General features: G+C 71.6%; 19 protein-coding genes. 9 read left to right on the top strand and 10 right to left on the bottom strand.

Annotated features, from left to right (window positions below):
• Positions 1-8 precede the first annotated feature (8 nt).
• Positions 9-1,652 carry a hypothetical protein gene (locus tag F8274_RS11285; RefSeq protein WP_151462247.1) on the top strand — a complete coding sequence of 548 codons (1,644 nt, stop codon included), beginning with the start codon at positions 9-11 and terminating at the stop codon, positions 1,650-1,652.
• Positions 1,653-1,778: 126 nt separating this feature from the next.
• Here the strand turns inward: F8274_RS11285 and F8274_RS11290 are convergent, their stop codons facing one another.
• The 8 genes from F8274_RS11290 to F8274_RS11325 form a co-directional block, all read right to left on the bottom strand.
• Positions 1,779-3,263, bottom strand: coding sequence for a mannitol dehydrogenase family protein (locus F8274_RS11290; protein ID WP_225853722.1), 1,485 nt, complete (start codon positions 3,261-3,263; stop codon positions 1,779-1,781).
• Positions 3,260-4,780, bottom strand: a complete 1,521-nt coding sequence (locus F8274_RS11295; protein ID WP_151462248.1) for a UxaA family hydrolase — start codon at positions 4,778-4,780, stop codon at positions 3,260-3,262. Before F8274_RS11295 ends, F8274_RS11290 begins: the two co-directional genes overlap by 4 nt.
• Before the next feature lie 22 nt (positions 4,781-4,802).
• A complete protein-coding gene (gene manD / locus F8274_RS11300; protein ID WP_151462249.1) occupies positions 4,803-6,011 on the bottom strand; it encodes a D-mannonate dehydratase ManD in 1,209 nt (402 codons plus the stop codon).
• The gene (locus F8274_RS11305; RefSeq protein WP_151462250.1) at positions 6,008-6,901 is read right to left on the bottom strand and encodes an ABC transporter permease; all 894 of its coding nucleotides are present in this window, start codon (positions 6,899-6,901) and stop codon (positions 6,008-6,010) included. The genes manD and F8274_RS11305 overlap by 4 nt, the downstream gene beginning before the upstream one ends.
• Positions 6,901-7,824 (bottom strand): ABC transporter permease, encoded by a 924-nt coding sequence (locus tag F8274_RS11310; protein ID WP_151462251.1) that lies wholly within the window; start codon positions 7,822-7,824, stop codon positions 6,901-6,903. The genes F8274_RS11305 and F8274_RS11310 overlap by 1 nt, the downstream gene beginning before the upstream one ends.
• The gene (locus tag F8274_RS11315; RefSeq protein WP_151462252.1) at positions 7,821-8,960 is read right to left on the bottom strand and encodes an ABC transporter ATP-binding protein; all 1,140 of its coding nucleotides are present in this window, start codon (positions 8,958-8,960) and stop codon (positions 7,821-7,823) included. Before F8274_RS11315 ends, F8274_RS11310 begins: the two co-directional genes overlap by 4 nt.
• Positions 8,957-10,177 carry an extracellular solute-binding protein gene (locus tag F8274_RS11320; protein WP_151462253.1) on the bottom strand — a complete coding sequence of 407 codons (1,221 nt, stop codon included), beginning with the start codon at positions 10,175-10,177 and terminating at the stop codon, positions 8,957-8,959. The genes F8274_RS11315 and F8274_RS11320 overlap by 4 nt, the downstream gene beginning before the upstream one ends.
• Before the next feature lie 66 nt (positions 10,178-10,243).
• Entirely contained in the window at positions 10,244-11,233 is a 990-nt protein-coding gene (locus F8274_RS11325; RefSeq protein WP_151462254.1) for a LacI family DNA-binding transcriptional regulator, read from the bottom strand.
• A gap of 181 nt (positions 11,234-11,414) precedes the next feature.
• On the opposite strand from F8274_RS11325, the gene uxaC reads away from it, so the two are divergent.
• On the top strand, positions 11,415-12,833 hold the full coding sequence (gene uxaC / locus F8274_RS11330; RefSeq protein WP_225853723.1) for a glucuronate isomerase: 1,419 nt from the start codon (positions 11,415-11,417) through the stop codon (positions 12,831-12,833).
• Between the two features lie 227 nt (positions 12,834-13,060).
• On the opposite strand, the gene F8274_RS11335 is transcribed toward uxaC, so the two are convergent.
• Positions 13,061-13,720 (bottom strand): metalloregulator ArsR/SmtB family transcription factor, encoded by a 660-nt coding sequence (locus F8274_RS11335; protein WP_225853724.1) that lies wholly within the window; start codon positions 13,718-13,720, stop codon positions 13,061-13,063.
• A gap of 115 nt (positions 13,721-13,835) precedes the next feature.
• Between F8274_RS11335 and F8274_RS11340 the strand changes: the two genes are divergently transcribed.
• From F8274_RS11340 to F8274_RS11355, 4 genes are read left to right on the top strand one after another with little or no spacing between them, the layout of a single operon-like run.
• Positions 13,836-14,345 carry a DUF2231 domain-containing protein gene (locus tag F8274_RS11340; protein WP_151462255.1) on the top strand — a complete coding sequence of 170 codons (510 nt, stop codon included), beginning with the start codon at positions 13,836-13,838 and terminating at the stop codon, positions 14,343-14,345.
• Positions 14,345-14,740: a hypothetical protein gene (locus F8274_RS11345; protein ID WP_151462256.1), complete on the top strand. Its 396-nt coding sequence runs from the start codon at positions 14,345-14,347 to the stop codon at positions 14,738-14,740. Before F8274_RS11340 ends, F8274_RS11345 begins: the two co-directional genes overlap by 1 nt.
• A gap of 1 nt (position 14,741) precedes the next feature.
• Entirely contained in the window at positions 14,742-15,338 is a 597-nt protein-coding gene (folE, locus tag F8274_RS11350; protein WP_151462257.1) for a GTP cyclohydrolase I FolE, read from the top strand.
• Between the two features lie 28 nt (positions 15,339-15,366).
• On the top strand, positions 15,367-16,602 hold the full coding sequence (locus tag F8274_RS11355; RefSeq protein WP_151462258.1) for an NAD(P)/FAD-dependent oxidoreductase: 1,236 nt from the start codon (positions 15,367-15,369) through the stop codon (positions 16,600-16,602).
• A gap of 58 nt (positions 16,603-16,660) precedes the next feature.
• Here the strand turns inward: F8274_RS11355 and F8274_RS11360 are convergent, their stop codons facing one another.
• On the bottom strand, positions 16,661-18,019 hold the full coding sequence (locus F8274_RS11360; RefSeq protein ID WP_192579786.1) for a hypothetical protein: 1,359 nt from the start codon (positions 18,017-18,019) through the stop codon (positions 16,661-16,663).
• Positions 18,020-18,390: 371 nt separating this feature from the next.
• Here F8274_RS11360 and F8274_RS11365 point away from each other — a divergent pair, with 371 nt between their 5' ends.
• The 3 genes from F8274_RS11365 to F8274_RS11375 are packed head-to-tail and all read left to right on the top strand — an operon-like array spanning position 18,391 to position 22,383.
• A complete protein-coding gene (locus F8274_RS11365) occupies positions 18,391-19,437 on the top strand; it encodes a LacI family DNA-binding transcriptional regulator (RefSeq protein ID WP_151462259.1) in 1,047 nt (348 codons plus the stop codon).
• Between the two features lie 39 nt (positions 19,438-19,476).
• Positions 19,477-21,072 (top strand): FAD-dependent oxidoreductase, encoded by a 1,596-nt coding sequence (locus F8274_RS11370; RefSeq protein ID WP_151462260.1) that lies wholly within the window; start codon positions 19,477-19,479, stop codon positions 21,070-21,072.
• A gap of 27 nt (positions 21,073-21,099) precedes the next feature.
• On the top strand, positions 21,100-22,383 hold the full coding sequence (locus F8274_RS11375) for an ABC transporter substrate-binding protein (protein ID WP_151462261.1): 1,284 nt from the start codon (positions 21,100-21,102) through the stop codon (positions 22,381-22,383).
• Positions 22,384-22,392: the final 9 nt, after the last annotated feature.

The following is a 22,392-nucleotide window of genomic DNA, read 5'->3' on the forward strand; positions in this document are numbered from 1 at the left end:
GTACCCGTATGAGAAGACATCCGACCCGTGGCGCCGCCGCGGTCGTGGCCCTGGCCGTGCTCGCCTGTCCCGGCGTGAGCGTCGCCGCATCCGCCGATCCCGGCGAGTCCCACGCGTCCGTACGGCTCGACCCGCGGCGCATGGTGGGGGGCGGGTCCGTCCCCGCGCACTTCGTCGGATTCAGCGTCGAGTGGTCGTTGATCGAACGGTACATGGGGCCGAGCGCTCGGCCCGCCTTCGTCAACCTGCTCCGCAACCTGGACACGGGCTCGCTGCGTATCGGCGGTTCGTCGCAGGACGTGATGCAGTTCGACGCGACCGCGACGAACACCAACGAGGTGATCACGCCCGAGGACCTCGCCGACATCCGGGCGACCCTCGAGGCGGCGAACGCCGACGGCGGCGGCATTCCCCGCTGGGCCGTGACCCTCGGCACCGCGATGGCGCCGGCCACCGCGGGCCGTCCCTGGCGCGGTCCCGAGCACGCCCAGGCGTTCGTCACGCAGGGGGTCAAGCCAGCGTTCGCGGGTGCCGACGAATACATCGCCGCGGTATCGCTCGGCAACGAGCCGGACCTCTCCTACGGGTACGACCTGCCGGAGTACCTGGGCGATTTCGCCGCCTACACCGGCGCGGACGTCACCGGGCCGTACCCGCTCGTCACGCCGAACACCAGCGAGCCCATCTCACCCTGGCAGAGCATCGCCGACCGCAGCGTGCAGACGCGCTTCTTCGCAGACTGGCCGGCCATCCTCGACGCCACCGCCGGGCCGACGAAGGCGAAGGCCGGCGCCTTCGGACCCTGGGCCGCCGACCACTTCTACCCGCTGGCCCGCACCTGCGCCACCGACCCGTACCGCTGCCCGACCATCCCGGCCCTGCTCTCCGACGAGCGGCTGGACAACTTCAACTACCAGGTCTACACCCACGCCGACGAGGCGGCCCGCCACGGCCTCGCCTACCGGGTCGAGGAGCTCAACACCGCCGCCGGACGCGGCGCCCCGGGCGTCAGCGACGTCGCCGCCAGCGCGGTCTGGGCGCTCGACGCGATGTTCAACGCGGCCTGCCCCCAGCCGCCGCACGCCCCGTCGGTCAACGCGACGTGCGGCACCGGCGCGACCGGGGTGAACTTCCACAACGCCGAGGTGCGGGCGTTCTTCCACCCGGAGGAGGGCAACGGCTACTACAACGCGGTCAATTTCGACCCGTCACCGGCCATGGGATCGCCGGCCCCGGCGCCGGAGTACTACGCGCTGCTGCTGTTCTCCCGGTTCGCGCAGGGCACCACCGGGCTCCGGCCGGTGCCCGTGACGGTCAACGCCGCGCAGGGCGGGCAGGTCAAGGCCTGGCGCGTCGACGGCGGCGCGTCCGAGCGACGGCTGTTCCTGATCAACAAGGGTGACCAGCCGACGTCGGTCGACGTGGCGGCGCCCGGAGCGAGGTACGAACTCGACCGGATGACCCCGGACGACCCGAGCGGCGCGGGTCGCACCCTCGACGCACCGGGCGTACGCATCGACGGCCGGGCCGTGTCGGCGGACGGCAGCTGGCCCGGATTCCAGCCCACCGTGGGCACCACCTCCGCAGGGCACGCCCGGATCACGCTGGGCGCCGGTGAGGCGGTCGTCCTCACGATGCACGGCCACGCCTGAGACGGCACATGCACCCGGTGATCGTGGTCCGCCATCCAGGACCGCGATCACCGGGTGCACCACATGAGCCGCCGGTCGTGGCGGCTGACCCGCACGTCGTAGCGCCACCGGTAGCCGTCCGGCGGCTCACCGGTTCCCAGTGAGCCGCCCGACGTGTTCGATCAGCGCCGCCCGGAAGCCGTCGTGCTCGGGAAGGTCTACGCCGAAGATCTCCTCGACCCGGAGCAGCGAGTCGACCAGCCGCCCCGGATCGCCCGCGCCGGCGGCGCCAGCCGCCAGTAGCCGGTCCGCCAGCGGGTCGTCGAGCGGCAGCTCCCGTCCGCGCACGTCCCGACCTTCACCCACGTACGCCATCCAGGCCGCGACGGCGAGCGCCGCCTGCCGCGGCACCGCCCCGGCGGCCAGGCGGTCGCGGACCGTGCCGAGTAGCCGGACCGGCAGCTTCTGCGACCCGTCCATGGCGACCTGGACGGTCCGGTGCCGCAGCGCCGGGTTGGCGAACCGCTCCAGCACCTGGTGCCGGTAATCGGCCAGGTCGAGGCCGTCCGGTACGCGCAGGGTCGGCGCCACGTCCTCGACCATCAGCGCCTCGGCGGCGGCGGCGAGCTCGTCGTCGGCGAGCGCGGCCGCGATCGTGTCGTGACCGCGCAGGGCCCCCAGGTATGCGAGCAGGGAATGCGTGGCGTTGAGCATGCGCAGCTTCACCGACTCCCAGGCGGCGACGTCGCTGGTGAACACCGCGCCGGCGCGGTCCCAGGCGGGCCGCTCCGCGGCGAAGTCGTCCTCGATCACCCACTGGCGGAACGGCTCGGCCACCACGACGCCCCGGTCCTCCAGCCCCAGCACCGCCCGGGCGTCGGCGCGGTCGTCGTCAGTGGCCGCCGGCACGATGCGGTCGACCATGCTGGACGGAAAGCGCACGGACGCCGCGATCCAGTCGGCGAGCCCACCCGCCTCGGCCTCCGGCAACGCGTCCAGGAAGTCGTGCACCAGCCCCCGCAGGACCTCGCCGTTGCCGACCAGGTTGTCGCAGGAGAGCACGGTGACCGGTCCGGCGGCGCCGGCGGACCGGCGCTGCAGCCCACGGACGACCTGCCCGACGACGGTCCGCGGCGGGCGCCCCGCGAGGTCGGCGGAGACCTCCGGGTCCGACACGTCCAGCCGGCCGCACCCGTCGCGGCGGTAGCCCTTCTCGGTCACGGTGAGCGTAACGACGCGTACGGCGGGATCGGCGATCCGGTCGACGACCGCCGCCGGGTCGCCGGCCCCGAAGAGCACCTCGCGGACGCTGCCGACGACCCGCGGCGGCCCCTCGCCGCGGCCCCGCTCCAGCACCGTGTAGAGACCGTCCTGCGGTGTCAGCTGATCGCGTACGGACGCGGATCGCTGGGTGACCCCGGCGATGCCCCAGTCGTCGCGGCCCGCCGCCGCCGCGGCCAGCTCGGTGAAGATCGCCTGGTGCGCCCGGTGGAACGCCCCGATACCGAGGTGCACGACGCCGACCCGCAGCGCGCGCGGGTCCACCGCCGGCCGGGTGAACGCGCCGCCCCGCCCGAGGCGGTCCAGGGTGTCGAGACGCAGCCGGGGTGCCGGGTTCGCCTCGTCTCTCACAGCACGGCCCCCAACTGCCACGGGACGATCTCCTCACCGCCGAGGCCGAGCTCCTCGCTCGCGCTGCGGCGGCCCGATGCCACGTCCAGCAGCAGGTCGTAGACCCGCCGGCCCATCTCGTCGACGGAGACGCCCTGCTCGACGACCGGTGAGCAGTCCAGGTCGATGTCACCGGCCATCCGGCTGGCCAGCTCGGCGTTGGTGCCGAGCTTCACGGTGGGGACGGGGCGGCTGCCGAAGACCGAGCCGCGCCCGGTGGTGAAGCAGATGATGTTCGCCCCGCCGGCGACCATCCCGGTCACCGAGACCGGGTCGTAGCCGGGGGTGTCCATGAAGACCAGCCCGGGCCGCGGGATGGGCTCCGCGTAGTGCCGCACCGCGGCGAGCGGGCTCCGTCCTGCCTTCGCGACCGCGCCGAGCGACTTCTCGAGGATGGTGGTGATGCCACCGTCCTTGTTGCCCGGCGACGGGTTGGCGTCCATCGTGGTGCCCTGCCGCCCGGTGTACTCCTCCCACCACCGAATCCGCTCCATCAGCGCCTCGGCCGTCTCCGGGCTGCTCGCCCGCGCGGCCAGCAGGTGCTCGGCGCCGTAGATCTCCGGCGTCTCGCCGAGCACGGACGTCGCGCCGGCCGCTACCAGCAGGTCGGAGGCCACCCCGAGGGCAGGGTTCGCGGTGAGTCCGGACCACCCGTCGGACCCGCCGCACTGCAGGCCCAGCACGAGTTCCTCGACCCCCACCTCGGTGCGTGTGGTGCCGGCGAGGTCGCGCATCATGTCCCGGACCAGCTCGGTGCCGCGGGCTACCGCGGCGGAGGTGCCGCCCAGCTCCTGGATGGTGTACGACGAGACCGGCACGTGCTCGGCGAGGCCGAGGTCGGCCATCAGCCCGGTTACGGCGTTCACCTCGCAGCCGAGCCCCACCACGACCAGTCCGCCGATGTTCGGGTTCCGGGCGTAGCCGGCGAGGGTGCGGCGCAGCAGGTCCCACCCGTCACCCTGGGCGGCCATACCGCACCCCGTGCCGTGGGTCAGCGCGACGACCCCGTCGACCCCCGCCAGCCCGTCCGCGTCGTCCTCGGTCATCCGGGCGATCTTGCGGGCGACGGTGGCCGAGCAGTTGACGGTGGTCAGGATGCCCACGTAGTTGCGGGTGGCGGCCCGGCCGTCCGGGCGACGGTAGCCCTGGAACGTGCGGCGCAGGTCGGCGGGGAGCGGCGGGACCGCGTGCACCTGCCCGCCCGCCACTCGGGCGGCGGCGTCCTCCGGCATCCCGAGGTTGTGCACATGCACGTGTTCGCCCGCCCGGACGTCCACCAGGGCCCGCCCGATCACCTGGCCGTACTTGCGCACCGGAGACCCGGCGCGGAGGTCACGCAGGGCGACCTTGTGCCCGACGGGCACGTCGTTCCGCAGCGCCGTGCCCGCCGCCCCCGCCAGCGCCACCGGCTCCCCCGCTCTCATCGCCGTCGTCGCGACCGCGACGTCGTCGCTCTCGTACAGGACCACCAGGCTCATGCCATCACCTCGCTTCGCGCTCTCACCACGGGTGCACCGTGCCGTCTTCCAGGCGGTTGACCGGCAGGTACGCGGGCGAGTACGGGTAGCGGGCCGCCGCCTCCTCGTCGATGTCCACGCCGAGGCCGGGCACCTCCGCCGGGTGCAGATAGCCGCCCTCGAAGTGGTAGCCGTGCGGGAAGACCTCGTCGGTCTGCTGGGTGTGCCGCATGTACTCCTGCAGACCGAAGTTCGGGATCGCGATATCGAGGTGCAGGGCCGCGGCCATGCACACCGGAGACAGGTCGGTGGCCCCGTGCGAGCCGCTGCGCACGTGGTGCAGGGCGGCGAAGTCGAAGATGCGACGCAGGTGGGTGAGGCCTCCCGCGTGCACCACCGTGGTACGGATGTAGTCGATCAACTGCTCGCGGATGAGCTGGGCGGCGTCCCACACCGTGTTGAACACCTCCCCCACCGCCACCGGTGTCGTGGTGTGCTGGCGGATGAGCCGGAACCCCTCCTGGAAGTCTGCGGGGACCGGGTCCTCCATCCAGGTCAGCGCGTACGGTTCCAGGCTGCGCCCGAGCCGTGCCGCCTCGATCGGCGTCAGCCGGTGGTGCACGTCGTGCAGGAGTCGCAGGTGGGGACCGAACTCGTCGCGGACCCGGGCGAAGACGGTCGGCACATGCGCCAGGTACCGCTCGGTGGACCAGGTCGCCTCGGTGGGCAGCGCTGCGTCGGCAGGCTCGTAGAACATCTTGTCGCGGCTGACGCCGTAGGTCCTGGCCAGCCCGGGCACCCCGCACTGCACCCGCACCGCGCGGTAGCCGTGGTCGACGAACCGGGCCACCTCGGCCAGCACTTCTTCCACCGTCTCCCCGTTGGCGTGGCCGTAGACCGTCACGCCTTCGCGGGAGCGGCCGCCCAGCAACTGGTAGACCGGCAGGCCGGCCACCTTGCCCTTGATGTCCCACAGCGCGGTGTCCACCGCCGCGATCGCGCTCATGGTGACCGGGCCGCGTCGCCAGTACGCGCCCTGGTACAGGTACTGCCAGGTGTCCTCGATCCGGGCCGGGTCCCGGCCGATCAGCAGCGGTACGACGTGGTCACGCAGGTACGAGGCGACGGCCAGTTCACGACCGTTGAGGGTGGCGTCCCCGACACCGGTGACGCCCTCGTCGGTGACGATCTTCAGCGTGACGAAGTTGCGTCCCGGGCAGGTGACGATGACCCGGGCGTCGGTGATCCTCACGGCTCCGGTTCCTCCTTGACCCGCGCGACGAGCTGCGTCGGGTTGACGTACCGAAGGGCGATGACGAGCAGCACCACCATCATCGCCGTGTACATGACCGCCATCGCGTCCACCGACTGCTGGGCGCGGATGCCCGCCGCGGACATCGAGTAGTAGAGCGCGACGACGAGCGTCTGGGAGTCGGGACCGGCGGTGAGGAAGGTCAGCTCGAACATGCCGACGGTCCGCACCAGGACGAGGATCGCCGAGGCCAGCATCCCGGGCAGCAGCAGGGGCGCCAGCACGTGGAGGAAGACCGACCGCAGCCCCGCCCCGCACATCCGGGCCGCGCTCTCGATCCGCGCGTCGATCTGCTCGATGAACGGCGTCATGGTGAGGATCACGAAGGGCACCGAAGGGACGAGGTTCGCCAACACGACGCCGGAGAGGTGGCCGGCGAGCCCGAACTTGTAGAGCACGGTCGCCAGCGGGATGCCGAAGGTGATCGGCGGCATCAGGATCGGGAGCAGGAAGACCAGGTAGATGGTCCGCTTGCCGGGGAAGTTCCGGCGGGCGAGCACGTACGCCGCCGGCACGCCGATCAGCAGCGACAGCCCCACGACGAGCAGGGACACCTCCAGGGTCACCTTGATCACCTGGAACAGTGCGAACTCGGTCCACGCCTCGCCGTACCACTTGCTGGTGTAGCCGTCCGGGAGCCAGCTGTTGAACCAGCGCTGGCCGAATGAGCTGACCAGCACCGACCCGACGACGCCCAGCAGGTTGAGGAAGAAGAAGATGACCGCGCCCCAGACGAACCAGGCGGCGGGGCGGGCGACGATGCGCCGCCGGGGGCGGACGTCCGGGGCGCCGGCCGCGCCGGCGCCGGTTGCCGCGGTGGTGGTGACCATCAGCCCTTACCTCCCGTGGACCCGGTGTAGAAGCGCGTCCGGGCGAACAACACCACCGAGATGACCACCAGCTCGATCAGTCCCATGATCATCGCGATCGCCGACGCGTAGGGGTAGTCGTACTGCTCGTAGGCCGCCTGGTAGGCGGCGATAGAGATGACCCGGGTCTCGCCGGCCGGGTTGCCGACCAGGACCGCCGACGGGAACACGCTGAACGCGAGGACGAACGTCAGGCAGAACGTGGTGGCCAGCCCCGGCATCAGCAGCGGCAGGGTGACCACGCGGAACCGCTGCCACCAGCCGGCGCCGAGGGTCGCCGCGGCGCGCTCGAGCGTCGGGTCGATGCCGGACAGGTACGACAGCACGAGCAGGAACGCGAAGGGGAACCCCGTGATGATCAGGGAGAAGAAGACGCCCCAGTAGTTGTGGATGAGCCGGATCGGCTCGTCGGTGAGGTGCACCGCGGTCAGCACGCGGTTGAACCACCCGGTCGGGCCGAGGAAGTTCAGCAGCCCCTGGGCGGTGAGCACGGTCCCGAGCGTGATGGGTACGACCAGGAGGATCGTGACGAGTCGCTTGCCGCGGAACCTCCCCCGCATCCGGTAGGCGATCGGCACCGACGCCACCACGTTCAGCAGCGCGGCGGGCAGCGACAGGCCGAGCGTGGTCCAGATCGTCGCGCGCTGGTAGGCGTCGCTGAAGAAGCGCGCGTAGTCGCTGAACGGCCTGCCCTCGGTCGGCTGGAACGACAGGCCCAGCCCGTAGAAGAAGGGGTAGAGGAAGAGCAGCACGACGAAGAGCAGCGCCGGGGTGAGCAGCCACAGTTGCCGGTCGACGCCCCGTTCGGCGAGGCGGTGCTGCCAGTGGGCCCGCGCGGGCTGCCCGGCGGACTCCGCCGCGGGGGTGGACGTCGCGGCGGTCATCCGACCAGCCCTGGTTCCTCGAGTAGGGCCGCCCCTGCGGCGGGCCCGGCCGCGGGGGCCGAGTCGCCGGGAAAGACCAGCAGCCGCTGGGGGTCCATGCTCAGCGTGACCCGGTCACCGGGTGCGACGCGGCGGTCCGTACGCAGGTGGACCCGCACGCCGGTGGCGGTCACCGCCTCCGCCGCGAGTTCCCGGCCCTGGTACTCCACCACCTCGATCTCCGCCGGCACCGCGTTGGTCGTCGCGCCGGCCTGATCGACCCGTACATCCTCCGGGCGCACCGCGGCGATCACCTCGCTGCCCGGCGCCACCGGACCGACCGGGTCGCCGACGAGCCGGAAGCCGTCCCGTTCCACCGCCACCGTGTCGTCCACCGCCGCCTGCACCCGCATCGACCAGAGGTTGCGGTAGCCCATGAAGTCGGCGACGTGCCAGTTGGCGGGGCGGGTGTGCAGCTCCTGGGGTGGCCCGATCTGTTGCACCCGGCCGGCCCGCAGCACGACGAGGCGGTCGGCCAGCGAGAGCGCCTCCTCCTGGTCGTGCGTCACGTAGACGGTGGTGAGCCCCAGCGACTGGTGCAGCCGGCGGATCTCGGTGCGCATCTCCAGGCGCAGCTTGGCGTCGAGGTTGCTCAGCGGCTCGTCCATCAGCACCAGCGACGGCTCCAGCACGACCGCCCGCGCGATGGCCACCCGCTGCTGCTGCCCGCCGGAGAGCTGGCCGGGCAGCTTGCCGGCATGCTCCTCGAGCCGTACCAGGCGGATCGCCTCCTCCGTACGGCGGCGGATCTCGTCCTTCGGCAGCCGCCGCATCCGGAGTCCGAATGCGACGTTGGCCCGTACGGACATGTGCGGGAAGAGCGCGTAGTTCTGGAACACCATCCCGAAGCCGCGGCGCTCGGGCGGCAGTGTGTCGATGCGCCGCTCGTCCTGCCAGATGCTGCCCCCGGTCAGGGGCAGCAGCCCGGCGAGACAGTTCAACGCGGTGGACTTGCCGCAACCCGAGGGACCGAGGAGGGCGACGAACTCGCCCGCCTCGATCGTCAGGTCGAGGTCACGTAGCGCGTCATGGCCGCCGAATCGACGCGAGACGCCCTCGAGTCGCAGCTCGGAGAAGGCCTTCGTGCCGGTGGTCATCCCTGCTTGACCTTCCCGCTGCCGACCTCCCGGTCCCACCGGTCGAAGGCCGCCACCAGCGCCTTCGCGTCCAGCGGCACCTCCTTCGGGTTGTTCGCGATCAGCGACTCGTACTCCGGCCGGCCGAAGTCCCGGATGGCGTCCTGGCTCTTCTGCGGCGCGTCCGACAGCTGGACGCCCTGCAGTGCCGGGCCCGGGTAGAAGTAGCCGTCGTCGTAGGCCTTGGCCTGCTGCTGCGGGGTCAGCATGGACGCGAGCAGGGCGAGCACCGCGGCCTGGGTGTCCGTCGACACCCCCTTGGGGATCACCGCGTAGTGCGCATCGGTCACCCAGTGGAACCCCTGCAGTGAGGTGACCTTGGCCTCCTTCGGCACGGTGCCGAGGACCCGTGGGTTGATGTCCCACCCGGTCGTCGAGGCGATCAGGTGCACGGACCCGTTGGCCAGGTTCTTCATCGTCTCGGTGGTGCCGGAAGGGTAGTAGTCGACGTACTGGTTGAGCTCCTTGAGGAAGGCCCAGGTCTTGTCCCACCCGTTCACCGGGTCCTTCGGGTCCTTGTCGCCGAGGACGTACGGCAACCCCATCAGCAGGGTCCGCCCGGGACCGGAGTTCGACGGGCGGGCGTACTGGACCTTGCCGCGATGGGCCTTCGCGTACGCGAGGAGCTGGTCGGCGCTCGTCGGCGGGTTCGGCACGGTGGCCGGCAGGTACTCCAGCAGCGGGCCCGACGGATAGTAGGTAACGGTCACGCCCGCGTTGCCGGCAAGCTTCTGCATGGCGGCGGCCGGCTCGAGATAGTTCTTCATGCCGGACAGCCGGCTCTCGAACTTGGGGAGCACGTCCATCCACAGACCCTGGTCGATGCCGGCCGCGAGCCCGTCCACGCCGGTGAGCACCAGGCCGATGTCGACCCGGTTGGCGTTCTGCTGCGCCTTGATCTTGCCGGCCAGCTCCGGGGCGGGCGACTTCGAGTAGGTGACCCGGGAGATGACGTCCGGGTTTCCCTTGACGAAGTCGTCAATCATGCCCTGCGTCAGCTGTAGGTTTCCCGCGACGTCCAGGACGTTCAACGCCACGGCCTTCTTCGGCTTGTCGGGAACCTCGCCGTTGGTGTCGCCGCCGGCTCCGCCGGAGTTGTCGGGCGCGCCGCAGGCTGCGGTGGCGGTTAGCAGGGACGAGGCTGCGGCGATCAGGGCGCTCCGCCGGGTAATGCCCATGAGACGTTCCCTCTCTCGATCATCTTCGAAGACGGAGGTACGGGGACGGTCTTTCGACCGGGATGATCAGTCGGTCCGCGCGACCCCCGTCGATCCGCGGACCAGCAGCTGGGTGGGGAGCTCCCGGCGGACGTTGCGCACGCCGTCAGGCTGCTCCAGCAGTGCGAGCAGCAGGTCGACGGCGGCCCGGCCGGCCTGCTCCTTGGTGAGCGAAACAGTGGTGAGCGTGGGCGATGACATCGCCGACATCTGAATGTCGTCGATGCCGATCACGCTGATGTCCCGCGGTACGTCCATGCCGCGGTTGCGGAGCCGATCCAGCAGGCCCAGCGCCATGAGGTCGTTGTAGGCGATGACCGACGTGACGCCGGAGGCGATGACGAGGTCCGCTGCGGCGATCCCGCCCTCGAACTGGGGCGGGAAATTGCCGGCCACGAGAAGCTCCATGCCCGCCGCGGCGGTCGCCGTTTGCAGCGCCCGCACCCGATCACGGTTGGACCAGGAGCTGCGCGGCCCACCCACCCATCCCACCCGGCGATGCCCGAGGGCCTGCAGGTGCGCGACAGCCTGCCGCATACCGTCGGCGTTGTCGAACACGACGGACGGCAATTTGCCGACGCGTCGGTTGACCATGACCAGGGTCGTGGTCGCGGCAAGCGCCCGGATGTCTTCCTCACGCCCTCGCGGGGAGCAGAGAATGAGCCCGTCCACCTGCTTGGCGAGGACACGGAGCAGATCCCTCTCCGCAGCCGGATCCTCATCCGTGTCGGCCAGGAGGACCGCGTAGTCCGCCTCCCGGGCCTTGGCCTGCACACCCTTCACCAGGCTGGGGAAGAAGGGGTTCGCCAGGTCCGGCACGATCAGCCCGACGTTGCCGGTCCGACCGGTGATCAGGCCTCGTGCGGCCCGGTTGGGCTCGTAGCCCAGCCGCTGGGCCGCGCGCAGCACCCGTTCCCGAGTCACCGGGTTGACCAGGTCGGGCATCGACAGCGCCCGGGACACCGTGGACGGCGAAACGCCGGCATCACGCGCCACCTCGCGGATCGTCGCTCGCAACGTCCCACCTCCTCGGTCACCTGAACCGCACCTCGGAAGTCTGAAACCGATTGCAGAACTCTGTCAATACTCTGTTGCATGAATGTTTCCAGGTTCCGCTGGGGCAGTACCTTGTGGCAGACAGTCGTCGATGCAATCCTTTGCAGGCCGAGTTCCATCAACACCTCAGAGGAGAAGTTGCGTGGCACAGCTGCGTCTGCACCCCGACCGTGCTCTGCCAGAAGGCGACAGGCGGACGCTCGCCCGCCGGATCTACCACTCCACCCGGGAACTGCCGCTGCTGTGCATGCACGGACACGTGGACGCGGCCGTCCTTGCCGACGACCAGCGGTTCTCCGACCCTGCTCACCTGCTGGTCGTACCGGACCACTACGTGACCCGGATGCTCGTGTCGCAGGGCGTCACGCTCGACCAGCTCGGCGTTCCCCGTCTCGACGGCACGACGGCCGAGACCGACCCCCGCGCTGTCTGGCGGCTCTTCTGCGCCCACTGGCACCTGTTCCGGGGCACACCCAGCCGCTACTGGCTGGAACATGAGATCGCCGAGGTGCTCAAGCTCGACATCACCCCCGGGCCAGACACCGCCGACGAACTCTACGACCTCATCGACTCCCGGCTGGCCGAGCCGGCCTTCCGCCCCCGCACCCTGCTCGACACCTTCAACATCGAGTTGATGGCTACCACTGACTCCGCCATCTCGCCCTTGGACGACCACGCCCGGCTGCGCGAAGCGGGGCTCGGCGATCGGGTGGTGCCCACCTTCCGGCCCGATGACCTGACCCATGTCGACAGTGCCGGCTGGACCGGCCGGCTCGCGCGGCTCCAGGCGCTCACCGGGGTGGACACCGGCGACTACGACGGCTACCTCGCGGCCCTGCGCGCTCGCCGTGAGGCGTTCAGAGCGGCCGGCGCCCGCGCCACCGACCACGGACACGTGACCGCCGCCGCCGAACCGCTCGCCCTGGGCGATGCCCGCCGGATCTACACCGACGCGTGCAACGCCACGGTGACCCCTGCGGCAGCCCAGGCCTTCGCGGCTCACATGCTCTTTGAGATGGCCCGGATGTCGTGCGACGACAGATTGGTCATGCAGATCCACCCGGGGGTGCTCCGCGATCACGATCCCGAGATCCACGCCGCCTTCGGCTCCGACCGCGGTTTCGACATTCCCATCGCGGCCGAGTTCACCCGCACTCTCCGACCCCTGCTCAACGCCTTCGGCCGCGACCCGGGCTTCCGGGTGGTGCTCTTCACGGTCGACGAGACGACCTACTCCCGCGAACTGGCTCCGCTCGCCGGCGTCTATCCCGCCGTGCGCCTCGGAGCCCCCTGGTGGTTCCTGGACAGCCCCGACGGAATGCGCCGCTTCCGCGAGTCGGTGACCGAGACCGCCGGTTTCTACAACACCAGCGGGTTCGTCGACGACACCCGGGCGTTCCTGTCCATCCCGGCCCGGCACGACCTGGCCCGGCGCATCGACGCGGGCTACCTGGCCCGCCTCGTCGTGGAACACCGCTTGTCGGAGGACGAGGCGATCGATACCGCCGCCGACCTGGCGTACCGCCTTCCCCGCGAGGCCTACGCCGGCCGGAGCGAGTGAGGGCGTCACCGATCGAGACTCGGGTCGTACTCAGACGCCAGCGAAGAGGTCGGCGCGGCTGAGGGCCGCAGTGTTCGTGCCATGACGCGCTCCCCTGTGCGGACACTGTCGCAGACCGCGATGAGGACGGTGCCCCGGCACCATCGACAGCGAGTCCGACGTCCGGTGGGTCATCAGCTCGGTCGAGGTCCGCATCTCGCCGGGAACGGCGCCTCTCTGAGGTGCGGTTACTGCTCCGGTACGGCGTCCAGCCGGACGCAGCAGGCGCCGGGGCGTGGCGCGAGCCGGGGCAGCAGGTCGGTGCGGCCGGCGCCGTCGACCAGGCCGGCGAGGAAGGCGTGGTTGAGCCCGCACACCAGGGCGGTCTGCCGGCTGGCCAGGGCGTGGAACGGGCAGTTGCGCAGCCGCACCTGGTCGTCGAGCGTCTCCGGTTCGAAGCCGAGGCCGGCGAGCACGGCGACGAGGTCCTCGCCGGCGTCGCGTACCCGTGCGCCGATGTCCCGGCCGCGGTGCCGGGCATGCCGCCGTGCCGCCTCGGGGGCGTCGTGCGGGTCGTCGGCGACCGCGTCGGCGAGGATCTCGGCGATGAGCTCGTAGCGCCGCTCGGGGACGGTGATCGCCACGCCGTCGCCGGCGGCCTCGTAGACCTTGGGCGTGCGGCCTCGGCCCCGGGGCTGGTCGGCGGGCGTCTCGTAGCGGGTCCGCAGCAGCCCGGACTCGACGAGCTTGTCGAGGTGGAACGCGGTGAGGTTGCGGGACATGCCGTGCGCCTCGGCGGCCTCCTCACGGGTGACCGGGTGATCGGCCCGGCACACGTAGTCGTAGAGCGCCCGTCGGGACCGGTCGACGAGCGCGGCCATCGCGTTCCAGCGCTCCCCCGTGCTCACAGCCCCGAGGTTATCACCAACGAAGGCTATTGAAATTCCGGACGCGCTGGGGCAGCATGACCGCTATCACCAATGAGCGTTGGTGAAAATCACCTGGGGGGTTCCCGTGCGACCCATGGATCAGGCCAAGCATCCGGTGACCAGTCTGGCCGGTCGCTACGGCCACCCACTCCATCCGGCGCTGGTCGCGGTGCCGATCGGCGCCTGGGTGGGCAGCTTCGCCCTCGACCTCGCCACCCGGTTCGCACCCGGGTCGCCGGGCCTGGCCGACGGCGCACGGTGGCTCATCGGCCTCGGCGTCCTCGGCGCGCTCGCCGCCGCGCTCGCCGGCTTCCTGGACCTGTTCGCCATCCCCACGCGCACCCGCGTGCACCGCACCGCGCTCGCGCACATGGCGATCAACCTCGCCGTCACCGGCGCGTACGCGGTGAACTTCGCCCTGCGGGCCGGCGGGTCGCCGGGTCCGGTGCCCGCGGGACCGCTCGTGCTCTCGGCGATCAGCCTCGCCGGGCTGGGCGTCGCCGGTTACCTCGGCGGCGAACTGGCCTACCGGTACGGCGTCCGCGTCGCCGACGAGACCACCCAGGCGCGGGGCTACCACCGCGCAGACAAGGAGAACTCCTGATGGGCATCGCCGCACTCGTCACCTGGCTGATCACGGCCGCCGGTGGCTTCGTCATGCTCGGCACCTGGATCGGCCACGGCGGCCACCGGCCGGGAAGCGGCAGCCGGCTGGCGCCGGGCCTGGTGTTCGGCCACGTCGCCCTGGCCGTCATCGGCCTGGTGCTGTGGATCGCCCACCTGGCCGTCGACAACGACGTGCTCGCGTGGGTCGCGTTCGGGGCGCTCCTGCCGGTGGCGCTGCTCGGGTTCACGATGCTGGCCCGCTGGATCCCCGCCCGCCGGTCCGGGACCGCCGAGTCCCGGTTCCCCGTGCCGGTGGTTCTGGGCCACGGCCTGTTCGCCGCCGCCACGCTCGTCCTGGCCGCGCTCGCGGCCCTCGGTGTGGGAGGTCGCTGAGGTGAGCGTCACCGCCCTGCGGGTGCAGCACGAGCGTCCCCGCCGCGACCCGGCCGCCGCCGAACGGGCGGCGGCGGAGTTCCTCACCGCGCTCGGCGTCGACCTCTCCGCCGACGGGCTCGCCGACACCCCCGGCCGCATGGCCCGGGCCTACGCCGAACTGCTCACCCCGCGCGAGTTCCAGCTGACCACCTTCGACAACGACGAGGGCTACGACGAGCTGGTGCTGGCCCGGGCCATCCCGATCCGGTCGGTCTGCGAACACCACCTGCTGCCGTTCGTCGGCGTGGCGCACGTCGGCTACCTGCCCGGCGAGCGCATCCTGGGACTGTCCAAGCTGGCCCGGGTGGTCGAACTGTTCGCCCACGGCCCCCAGGTCCAGGAGCGCCTCACCAAACAGATCGCCGACTGGCTGACCAGCCACCTGCGCCCGCGCGGGGTCGGCGTGGTCATCGAAGCCGAACACCTCTGCATGACGCTGCGCGGCGTCCGGGCCGTCGGCAGCAGCACCATCACCTCCACCCTGCTGGGGACCCTGCGCGACGACCACCGCTCGCGCGCCGAGTTCTTCACCCTGACCGGGATCGGCCCCCGCTGAATCGCGTACCCCGAAAGGAGCTGGACCGATGTCGACAACCGGCACGTTCGTGATCGTGGGCGCCGGGCTCGCCGGCGCGCGGGCCGCGCAGACGCTGCGGGAGGAGGGCTTCGACGGCGGCGTCGTCGTGATCGGCGACGAGCCCGAGCGACCGTACGAGCGGCCGCCGCTGTCCAAGGGGCTGCTGACCGGCGGCGCCGAGCCGGACAGCGTGTTCGTGCACGACGCCGGGTGGTACCCCGAGCACGACGTCGACCTGCGCACCGCCGCGCGCGCCGTCGCCGTCGACCGCGCCGCCCGGGAGGTGCGGCTCGCCGACGGCCAGCTCCTCCGGTACGACAAGCTGCTGCTGGCCACCGGCGCCACGCCCCGCGACCTCGCGGCGCCCGGCACCGACCTGGACGGCGTGCTGCGGCTGCGTACCCTCGCCGACAGCCGCCGGATCGCCGCGGCCCTGGTCGACGGCGCGCACCTCGTGATCGTCGGGGCCGGGTGGATCGGCCTGGAGGTCGCCGCCGCCGCCCGGCAGCGCGGCGCCACCGTCGACGTCGTCGAGACCGCGGCGCTGCCGTTGCGCCGGGTGCTCGGCGACGAGATCGCCCGGGTGTTCGCCAACCTGCACCGGGACCACGGCGTCACCTTCCACTTCGACGCCGAGGTCCGCGAGATCCGCGGCACCGGTCGCGTCTCCTCGGTGCTGCTGGCCGACGGCACCGAACTGCCCGCCGACGCCGTGGTGGTCGCCGTGGGCGTGCGGCCGAACACCGAGCTGGCGACCGCGGCCGGCCTCGCCGTCGAGAACGGCATCCACGTCGACGCGTCCCTGCGCACCGCCGACCCGGACGTCCACGCCGCCGGTGACGTCGCCAACGCCTACCACCCGGTGCTGCGCCGGCGCCTGCGCGTCGAGCACTGGGCCAACGCCCTGCACGGCGGCCCCGCGGCGGCGCGCGCCATGCTGGGGCAGGCGGTCAGCTACGACGACCTGCCCTACTTCTACACCGACCAGTACGACCTGGGCATGGAGTACGCCGGGCACGCCCCGCCCGGGGCGTTCGACCGGGTCGTCGTCCGGGGCGACGTCGCCAAGCGCGAGTTCATCGCCTTCTGGACCGCCGGCGGGCGGGTGCTCGCCGGCATGAACGTCAACGTGTGGGACGTCGTCCCGTCGATCCGGCGGCTCGTCACCTCGGCCGACCCGGTCGACCTCGACCGGCTCGCCGACCCCGACGTGCCGCTCGACGACCTGCTACCGCCCGGCTAGTCGGCGTCGCCTCGCCGGGCCGGCCGGCACCGATGGATGCCGGCCGACCCGGACGCGACTAGTTGCCGCCCCGGTCGTGCGGGACCGTGACGGTGACGGTGCAGCCGACCGGCCGTCCGATCTCGTCGTGCCCGGCGTACGTGAGGTGGTACACCCGGTCGCCGCCGTTCCCGGCGCGTTCGGCCCGCAGCTTCCCGGTCGTGTCCGGCGTGCCGACGGCGAAGCCGCTGACGTCGGCGGCGTCACCGCCGGTGACGCCGGTCAGGGTGAACGCGTTCGGGCCGAGCACACCGTCGCGCAGGTCCACGCTCACGTCGACGTCGACCAGCTTGTGGTTCGGCGGCCACAGGACCGGCCGGTCCACGGCGCAGTCGAGCGGCCGCACCGGCAGCGGGTTCGCCAGGGTGGCCGTGGCGTGCCCGATGGTCGCGGTGAGCCGGCCGCCGGCCTCGTAGTACATGTGCGCGGTCCGCCCGTCGAAGTAGAACGTCGGCGCGGCCGAGCGGCCGAGGTCGGGCGCGGCGGTCATCGAGTCGTGCACGACGCCGAGGTGGACCTCCTGCTCGAAGTCCTCCCCGACGTCCACGGCGTGCATGTTGCCGTCGGCGGCGTGGTAGATCACCAGGTTGCGGTCGTTCCAGCGCAGGAAGAACGGTCCCGAGGCGTTCGGGCCCTCGTCGCCCTGCGGGGTCACGATCGGGTCGGGCTGCATGGTCCAGGTGCGCGCGTCGTTGGAGACGGCCCAGCGGATCCGCCGCGACACGGGCCCGGTCGGTCCGGGCAGCGCCGCGGTCGGGTTGTCCATGAACAGCATCAGGTACCGGGTGCCCAGGCGGGGCACGGACTGCTCGAACACCCGGGCGTACGAGGTCTCGCCGCCGGTCGTCTCGTTCCGGCTCACCGCGGTGCCGCCGTAGTCGAAGTGGATGCCGTCGTCGGAGGTCGCGTACCGGGTGATCGAGTTCTCGCCGTGGAAGTAGAGGAAGAGCTTGCGCTCCCCCTCGATCCACACGGCGTGCGGCGAGGAGATGTGGCTGACCGTGGAGTAGTGCGGCAGCCACGTGTTGCTGATCAGGGGGTTGGCGGTGTACTCGGTCCACGGGCCGTCGATCGAGTCGGCGTACGCGAGGGCGATCCCGCCGGGACGCTCGTGCGGCGCGTAGTACAGGTAGTAGGCGCCGAGCGGGTGGGCGAAGTAGTCGGCGGCCCGGATGACGCTCGGGAAGATGAACTCGTTCGTCGGGTTGTAGGCGAGGGTGCTCTTGTCGAACGCGGTGCCCTGGTAGGTGAACTGCGGGAAGTCGAGGCCCGGATCCGCGGCGGCCGGTGCGGCGCCGGCCAGGGCGGCGACGAGCAGGCCGGCGCCGGCCGTGGCCAGGGCGGCGCGCCGGGAGGACGGGACGAGTGGCTTCGTCATGCGGCTTCCTCTTCTGTCGGTGCGTTCGGGTGACGGTTCGCGAGCAGCGCGGGATGACTCTCAGTGAGACCACAGGGGACATCGATCGGCGGACGCGCCGTGGCGTCGCCGCGCTAATACGTATTAGCATCTATGTGTCTCGAATGTTGCTCGCTCCGCCGCGCTTCTGTCAAGAGGTGATCCAGCGCCGCGCCGATCGGTCCGGGTCACCCGGCCACTCCGGCGGCGGCCCGGCCGCTAATGCGCATTACTCCTGCGGGTTCATCGCGCCGAAATCTCGCGGCCATCTCTTGACACACGCCGGTCCACCGGCCAGGCTCCTTCCCAACGCCGAGCGCTAATACGCATTAGCCGCACCGGAAGGACCCGACGTGACTGCTCCCCTCAGACGTGTCACCCAGCGTGACATCGCGCGGATGGCCGGTGTCAGTCAGGCGACCGTGTCGCTGGTGCTCAACAACCGCACCGACGCCGAGGTGCGCATCGCCCCGGAGACCCGGGACCGGGTGTTGCGGGTCATCGCCGAGACCGGCTACGCCGCCGACCCCGTGGCCCGCCGCCTCGCCTCGCGGTTCAACCGGATCATCGGCGTCTTCACGTACGAGCCCGCCTTCCCCAGCGGCAGCCGGGACTTCTTCCACCCGTTCCTGCTCGGCATCGAGGAGTACGCCGAGCGGGTCGGCTGCGACCTGCTGCTGTTCACCAGCGCGCCGGTCGTGGACGGGCGGCGGCGCATCTTCCACCAGGACAACCGGCTGCGGCTGGCCGACGGGTGCATCCTGCTCGGGCGCGAGATCGACGGCGCGGAGCTGCAGCGGCTCAACGGCGACGGGTACCCGTACGTCGCCGTCGGGCGCCGCAACGACGCCGGCGGCCCGGTCCCCTACGTCGGCGCGGACTACGCCTCGGCGGTCTCCCGGCTCGTGGAGGCCGCGCTGCGGCACGGCCACCGCCGCCTCACGTACGTGGGCATGGGCATGACCGCCGAGTCCTCGCAGGACCGCCGCCAGGGCTTCGACGCCGCCGCGACCACCGCGGAGAGCGCCCGCCAGGTGTCGACGGCGCCCGGGGCCGCCGACGCGACCCTCGACGACCTGCTGGCCGACGGCAGCACGGCGGCCTTCGTGGAGGACTTCGCCACGGCGGTGGCCCTGGCGGCGGCCGCCCGGCGGCGCGGCCTGACCGTGCCCGGCGACCTGTCGATCGTGACCCTCGGCGACCCGACCGTGCCCGTCCCCACCGACATCGTGTTCACCGGGTTCCGCATCCCCCGCGAGGAGATGGGCCGGCAGTCGGTCGAGGTGCTGACCGGCGTCATCGACGGCAGCGCGGGCGGCCTCCAGCAGCGACTTCTCCCCTGCGAACTCGTCGAGGGCAGCACCCTCGGCACCCCTGATCCGGCGGTCGATCGGCGCTGACCGGTCGGCCGCGCAACTGGAAGGAAGCAAGTGGTACTCATGCGTGCGGACGTCCTCGTCGTCGGGGGCGGACTGGGCGGTGTCGCCGCGGCGCTCGCCGCGGCTCGGACCGGCCGGTCCGTCATCCTGACCGAGGAGTTCGACTGGCTCGGCGGGCAGCTCACCAGCCAGGCCGTCCCACCGGACGAACACTCCTGGATCGAGCAGTTCGGCGCCACCGCCAGCTACCGGGCGCTGCGCAACGGCATCCGCGACTTCTACCGTCGCCACTACCCGCTGACCGAACGGTCGCGGGCCTGGACCGACCTCAACCCCGGTGCCGGCTGGGTGAGCCGGCTCTGTCACGAGCCGCGGGTGGCCGTCGCCGTCATCGAGCAGATGCTCGCCCCGTACCGGGGTTCGGGCCGGCTGCGGGTGCTGCAGCCGTACCGGCCGGTCGCCGCGGAGACCGACGGTGACCGGGTGACCGGCGTGACGCTGGCGCACCGCGACCGGGACGAGCGGATCGACGTGGTCGCGCCGTACATCCTGGACGCCACCGAGACCGGCGAGCTGCTGCCGCTGACCGGCACCGAGTACGTCACCGGGTTCGAGTCGCGGGCGGAGACCGGCGAGCCCAGCGCCCCGGCCGAGGCCCAGCCGATGAACATGCAGGCGGTGTCGGTCTGCTTCGCCATCGACCACGTCGACGGCGACCACACCATCGACCGGCCCGCGGGGTACGACTTCTGGCGGGACTACAAGCCCGACTTCTGGGGTGACCGGCTGCTGTCCTGGAAGTCGCCGCACCCGCGCACGCTGGAGATCGTCGAGCGCAGCTTCACCCCGAACCCGGACGACGACCCGCTGAGCGTCAACGCCGACCAGCGCGTCAACCCCGGTGACGGCAACCTGTGGACGTTCCGGCGGATCGCCGCCCGCCGCAACTTCGTCGACGGCACGTACGGCAGCGACATCACGCTGGTCAACTGGCCGATGATCGACTACTTCGAGGGCCCGGTCATCGACGTGCCGAACGCGTCGTGGCACCTGACCAAGGCCCGCGAGCTGTCGTACTCGGTGCTCTACTGGCTGCAGACCGAGGCGCCCCGGCCGGACGGCGGCACCGGCTTCCCCGGCCTGCGGCTGCGCGGCGACGTGACCGGCAGCGCCGACGGCCTGGCCCAGGCCCCGTACATCCGGGAGTCCCGCCGGATCCGCGCCGAGTACACCGTCGCCGAGCAGGACCTGTCCCTGGCGGTCCGGGGCGACCACGGCGCGGTCAGCTACCCGGACGCGGTGGGCGTCGGCATGTACCGGATCGACCTGCACCCGTCGACCGGCGGCGACAACTACATCGACGTCGGCTCCTGCCCGTTCGAGATCCCGCTCGGCGCGCTGATCCCGCGGCGGATGGAGAACCTGCTGCCGGCCGGCAAGAACATCGGCACCACCCACGTCACCAACGGCAGCTACCGGCTGCACCCGGTCGAGTGGAACATCGGCGAGGTCGCCGGCCTGCTCGCCGACTTCTGTCTGGCGCGGGGCGAGTCCCCGCGTGCGGTCCGCAACACCCCCCGTCTGCTGGCCGACTTCCAGGACCGCCTCACCGCGGCCGGCGTGGAACAGCGCTGGCCGCGGATCGCGGGCTACTGAACACACACCCCCGGTGAGGAGAAGATTGTGAGAGCAGGAAAGGCCCTGCGCGGCATCGCCGTGGCGCTGGCCGGTGCGCTCGCCCTGACCGCCTGCGGCGGCGGTGGCGAGTCCGCCGACAGCGGCCCGGCGAAGCTGCGGATGACCGTCTGGTCGGCCAACGAGGCGCACCTGAAGCTGTTCAACGAGATCGCCGACGAGTACCGCAAGAGCCACCCGGACGTCGCGGAGATCACGTTCGACCCGCTGCCGTTCGACAACTACACCACCACCCTGACCACCCAGATCGCCGGCGGCAACGCGCCGGATCTCGCGTGGGTGTTCGAGAACTCCGCCCCGGACTTCGTCGCCTCGGGCGCGCTGGCGCCGCTGGACGACACGCTCAAGAAGGCCGAGGGCTACCAGTACGAGGACCTCTCCCCCGCCACGCTCAAGCTCTGGCAGAACGACGGGAAGCTCTACGGGTACCCCTTCTCGACCTCGCCGTTCGGTGTCTTCGTCAACACCGACATGGTCAAGAAGGCCGGGCAGAAGACCCCGGCCGAGCTGATCGCGGCCGGGCAGTGGACCTGGGACAACGCCCTGGCCACCGCCGCCGCGGCGGGGGCGAAGTCCGGCAAGGCCGGCCTGGTCATCCGGGACTTCGACTACAAGGGCTGGGACAACCTGTCCACCTTCTGGACCGGGTGGGGCGCCCAGGCGTGGAGCGAGGACGGGAAGACCTGCGGCTTCAACAGCCCGGAGATGGTCGACGCCATGACCACGCTGCACAAGGCCACCTTCACCCAGAAGGCGCTGCCCGGCCCGGGCACGACGGCCGACTTCTTCGCCGGTGACTCGGCCATGACGATCACCCAGATCTCCCGCGCCTCGCTGCTGAAGGACGGTGGCTTCGGGTGGGACCTGGTGCCGCTGCCGGCCGGGCCGAAGGGGAACTACGCGGTGGTCGGCCAGGCCGGCCTCGGGGTGATGAAGAAGAGCCCGTACGCGAAGCAGGCGGCCGACTTCCTGGCCTTCTTCACCAACCCCACGAACTCGGCGAAGCTCGCCCAGTTCTTCCCGCCGCCCCGGCAGTCCCAGCTGACCGCCGAGACGCTCGCCAAGACGAACCCGAAGCTCAAGCCGGAGCAGCTGCAGAAGGTCGTCATCGACGGCATCACCAACGGCGTGGTCAAGCCCAGCCACGCGGGCCAGGCCGAGCTGAGCCAGCAGGTTCGCGCCGGGCTGGACCCGCTGTGGCAGCCGAACGCGGATGTCAAGGCCGTGCTCGACGGCGTCTGCGCCAAGATCCAGCCGCTGCTGGCGAAGTAGAGGTCAACG

The sequence above is a fragment of the Micromonospora sp. AMSO31t genome (assembly GCF_008868175.1).
Classification (GTDB): Bacteria; Actinomycetota; Actinomycetes; order Mycobacteriales; family Micromonosporaceae; genus Micromonospora.

Bases quoted from the DNA above. Each gene is read 5' to 3' on its own strand.
- F8274_RS11285 (WP_151462247.1), top strand. From the start codon at position 9: ATGAGAAGACATCCGACCCGTGGCGCCGCCGCGGTCGTGGCCCTGGCC.
- F8274_RS11295 (WP_151462248.1), bottom strand. From the start codon at position 4,780: ATGAGCCTGGTGGTCCTGTACGAGAGCGACGACGTCGCGGTCGCGACG.
- F8274_RS11305 (WP_151462250.1), bottom strand. From the start codon at position 6,901: ATGGTCACCACCACCGCGGCAACCGGCGCCGGCGCGGCCGGCGCCCCG.
- F8274_RS11310 (WP_151462251.1), bottom strand. From the start codon at position 7,824: ATGACCGCCGCGACGTCCACCCCCGCGGCGGAGTCCGCCGGGCAGCCC.
- F8274_RS11315 (WP_151462252.1), bottom strand. From the start codon at position 8,960: ATGACCACCGGCACGAAGGCCTTCTCCGAGCTGCGACTCGAGGGCGTC.
- F8274_RS11320 (WP_151462253.1), bottom strand. From the start codon at position 10,177: ATGGGCATTACCCGGCGGAGCGCCCTGATCGCCGCAGCCTCGTCCCTG.
- F8274_RS11340 (WP_151462255.1), top strand. From the start codon at position 13,836: ATGGATCAGGCCAAGCATCCGGTGACCAGTCTGGCCGGTCGCTACGGC.
- F8274_RS11345 (WP_151462256.1), top strand. From the start codon at position 14,345: ATGGGCATCGCCGCACTCGTCACCTGGCTGATCACGGCCGCCGGTGGC.
- F8274_RS11355 (WP_151462258.1), top strand. From the start codon at position 15,367: ATGTCGACAACCGGCACGTTCGTGATCGTGGGCGCCGGGCTCGCCGGC.
- F8274_RS11360 (WP_192579786.1), bottom strand. From the start codon at position 18,019: ATGACGAAGCCACTCGTCCCGTCCTCCCGGCGCGCCGCCCTGGCCACG.
- F8274_RS11370 (WP_151462260.1), top strand. From the start codon at position 19,477: ATGCGTGCGGACGTCCTCGTCGTCGGGGGCGGACTGGGCGGTGTCGCC.